Here is a 3,281-nt window from a genome sequence, read left to right as displayed (position 1 = left end):
TCTTCTCTGTGCTCAGGTTGCGTGTGGCAGAGGACGTCCCAGCGCACGTTAAAGTTGTCGTTTGTTCTCCATGATGGACCGAGAGCTGATTGTGAAATCCAGTCTGGATGATTGCGGGCGGTAACGTTGTCTCCGAAAATTGCGACGTTGCTGTGCATGTCTGGCATTGGGGGTAACCGCCTGCCGACTTCAGGTTTCACACGAAATAGATGAAAGTCAAAGCCTTCCGCTTTCTTTGGCTCAAATACGTATGTGCCGAATTTCATATTCTTCAACCTTTTACGAATGCTGAATGTTAGGCGACGTAATAAAGTTTTGCATAATCACCCCAAAACGAAACACAAAAAACAAAAATCATGAAAGGAAACTGTTCTCTATAACCTCCAAGCACTCCTCCAGTTCCCACAAAGAAAAAACCCTAATCAGATGGTGAACCTTTAACTTTTTTAACTTGGAAAACCCCTGTTCACGTGTTGAACCTGAAGGTGTGATGCTTTGCCCATCAAATACTATGACGCGCCGGACATAAAAAAACAGGTGGATGCCATCGCTTCCGACTTGGAGTTTTTCCATGTGGTGCCCCAATTTGTTTTCTGCGTTAGAAGCAAAGGCTCCAAAGCCAAACGCACAATTGCACGTATTCACGGTTTAGATAGACTTTGGCAGGGCGTGCTGAATATTCCGCCGTCCTACACGATCGAGGTTATCTCAGAGATTTACGACAAAATGTCCCCTGAAGACAAGGAGAGAACCTTGATTCACGAGCTTATGCATATTCCTGGTGGCTTCTCAGGCGGCTTCCGCCCCCACAAAGGCTACGTCGAACGTAAACATGTAGAGCAGCTTTACAAGAAACTGCAGCAGACAAGGGCTTCAAGGAAAACTCTGCTTTAATCGCAGGCGGTTAACGTTAATTGGCTGTTAAAAGTTTTTAAGTAACGGAAAGACTGAAAAGTGAAGTTTAACGTATAACCCGACAAAAGAAATCATAAATGTGGAGCTCAATGCGCTCTGGGAAGGTTGACAAATGAAGCAAGTTATGAAGAGCCTGAAGCACAACGGAATATACGTTCCCGTTTACGACCATAAAGGTTTCAACATAAAAGTTGAAGGACAAAAAATCCCGTTGACCCCGAAAAGCGAGCAGATGGCTATCGCTTGGATACGTAAAACATGGTCCATTACCACCCCGCCCGACGAGGTTTTCGAAAAAAACTTCATGGAAGAATTTTTGAGGGAAAAACAGAAGAAAGAGAGCATGAGCAAAGAGGAGAAAAAGAAGTTGGCTGCGGAACGCAAGGCTGCCCGCTTGGAACGGAAAGAAAAGTACGGTTACGCCATAGTTAACGGGAAAAAGCTGGAGATAGCCAACTGGACCGCTGAACCCTCATGCTTATTTGCAGGTCGCGGCGACCACCCACGCCGAGGAAAATGGAAGGAAGGACCCTGCGAGGAAGACATAACTCTTAACCTTTCTCCCGACAGCCCGAAGCCGACTGGAAACTGGAAGGAAATTGTTTGGGAGCCTGACAAGATGTACGTTGCCAAGTGGACTGACAAGCTCACTGGGAAAATCAAGTACGTCTGGTTTAGCGACACGGCTTTCATTAAGCAGAACCGTGAAAAAGAAAAATTCAAGAAAGCAGAGAAGCTTGGCAGGAACATCAAGTCTGTTGAACGTCACGTAATGAAGAACTTGGACGCTAAAGACGAAACGAAACGCAAGGTCGCCACGGTATGCTGGCTTATCCTCAAGCCGAACATGAGGGTGGGCGACGAAAAAGACCCTGACGAAGCCGACACCGTAGGCGCAATCACGTTGCGCGCAGAGCACATCAAGATCGAAGGTGATACGTTACACTTTGACTTTTTAGGAAAAGACTGCGTCAGATGGGAAAAAAGCGTGAAGGCTCCCGCCTCAGTCATCAGAAACATAGAGCACTACGCAGAAAACAGCAAGGAATACCTTTTCGAAGGCATTGACTCCAAGAAGGTTTCACGTTTTCTTTCCCAGAAAATGCCGGGGTTAACCGCCAAAGTTTTCCGAACGTGGCGGTGCACAAAAACCGTGAAAGAAGAGTTAGCCAAAAGCCCAGTGACAAAGGAAGACCCAGTTTACGTAAAGAAATACGCGGCGAAAATGGCGAATTTGAAAGTGGCTGAAGTCGCTAACCACAAGCGCAAGGTTCCAGCGAAATTTGAGGAGCGGTTAGCCAAGAAAGAGGACCAACTCAAGGAAATGAAAGCGCAGTTGGAGCAGAAGAAGGCGGAAGGCAAAAAAACTGTGTCCCTGGAAACCCGCATTGAAAAGAAAGAGTTCGACATAACATTAACAAAGCGCACGAAAGAGTACAATCTGGGCACGTCGCTCAAGTCGTACATTGACCCGACCGCATACGTGAAGTGGGCTCGAAAAGTGGATTTTGACTTGGAGAAGTTTTATCCCGCAACGTTACGTAAGAAGTTCAGTTGGGCTTTAGGACTTGACGCGGAGACCGAGTGCGCAACCGCATGAACGTGAAAGACACGAAAGACGGCGCAATCCTCGAGGTTTTCGTGAAACCTAAATCCCCGAAGTTCGAAGTGCTCCTCGAAGGAGGCGAGGTGGTAGTTCGATGCACCGAAGAACCCGTCAAAGGCAAAGTCAACAAGGAACTATTGAAAGCCCTCTCAAAACTCTTCCACACAAATGTTGAACTGGTTTCAGGTGCCACTTCAAGACAAAAGCGGTTATTGCTGAAGGGCATGGCAAAAAGTGAAGCAGAACGCCTTTTCCGCAACGAAAGCGGTTGTTAGAAAGCGTTGAGTTACCCCGGTCAGGTATCGCATTGTCCAAAAAGCATAGGTATTATACTTTAACTCATACTCTACAGACACAAGTAAACATAAAACGAGCTTAGTCAAGAAACTTTGAGTCAAGAAATCTTTACGAGAACGCTTTAATCACAGAAACAACCCTGTAATTTCAGGTATCAGCGTGAATAAGCAATCTGCTGCATTGCTCATTGCCGCCATTGTGCTTTGCAGTGAGTCTTTACCAATTGTATTCTCACAAAACTCAAGCAGCGCGTCTGTTTCAGCTCCTGCCCTCGAATGGCAAAAATCCTATGGTGGAAATTCTGAATTCGCATCCAACCTGACTCAAACAAGTGATGGCGGATACATCTTCATAGATTTGGGTTGGACTTACTCGATGAGTTTTTAGCCGTCAAAAGATTACAAGGTTGAGTCCTCAGGAAATATGCAATGGAACAAAACTAACGACAACTTATCAGCATCAG

At 46.0% G+C, this 3,281-nt stretch carries 5 protein-coding genes; 4 read left to right on the top strand and 1 reads right to left on the bottom strand.

Translation table 11 applies throughout. From position 1 onward, the window contains the following. A partial coding sequence (locus P8X48_13350) for a hypothetical protein (GenBank protein MEJ2108289.1) occupies positions 1-266 on the bottom strand: 266 nt, incomplete at its 3' end. Between the two features lie 229 nt (positions 267-495). Here P8X48_13350 and P8X48_13345 point away from each other — a divergent pair. The 4 genes from P8X48_13345 (at position 496) to P8X48_13330 (ending at position 3,205) form a co-directional block, all read left to right on the top strand. Further along, the gene (locus P8X48_13345) at positions 496-894 is read left to right on the top strand and encodes a putative metallopeptidase (protein ID MEJ2108288.1); all 399 of its coding nucleotides are present in this window, start codon (positions 496-498) and stop codon (positions 892-894) included. Positions 895-1,039: 145 nt separating this feature from the next. Beyond that, on the top strand, positions 1,040-2,515 hold the full coding sequence (locus P8X48_13340) for a hypothetical protein (GenBank protein MEJ2108287.1): 1,476 nt from the start codon (positions 1,040-1,042) through the stop codon (positions 2,513-2,515). Then, positions 2,500-2,796, top strand: a complete 297-nt coding sequence (locus P8X48_13335; GenBank protein ID MEJ2108286.1) for a DUF167 family protein — start codon at positions 2,500-2,502, stop codon at positions 2,794-2,796. The genes P8X48_13340 and P8X48_13335 overlap by 16 nt, the downstream gene beginning before the upstream one ends. A gap of 181 nt (positions 2,797-2,977) precedes the next feature. Further along, positions 2,978-3,205 (top strand): hypothetical protein, encoded by a 228-nt coding sequence (locus P8X48_13330; GenBank protein MEJ2108285.1) that lies wholly within the window; start codon positions 2,978-2,980, stop codon positions 3,203-3,205. The last annotated feature ends 76 nt before the right edge of the window (positions 3,206-3,281 follow it).

This window comes from Acidiferrobacteraceae bacterium (assembly GCA_037388825.1).
Lineage (GTDB): Bacteria > Pseudomonadota > Gammaproteobacteria > Acidiferrobacterales > JAJDNE01 > JARRJV01.
Note: the sequence above shows the minus strand (reverse complement) of the source record. Positions and strands in the feature narration are given on the sequence as shown.

Bases quoted from the DNA above. Each gene is read 5' to 3' on its own strand.
- P8X48_13340 (MEJ2108287.1), top strand. From the start codon at position 1,040: ATGAAGAGCCTGAAGCACAACGGAATATACGTTCCCGTTTACGACCAT.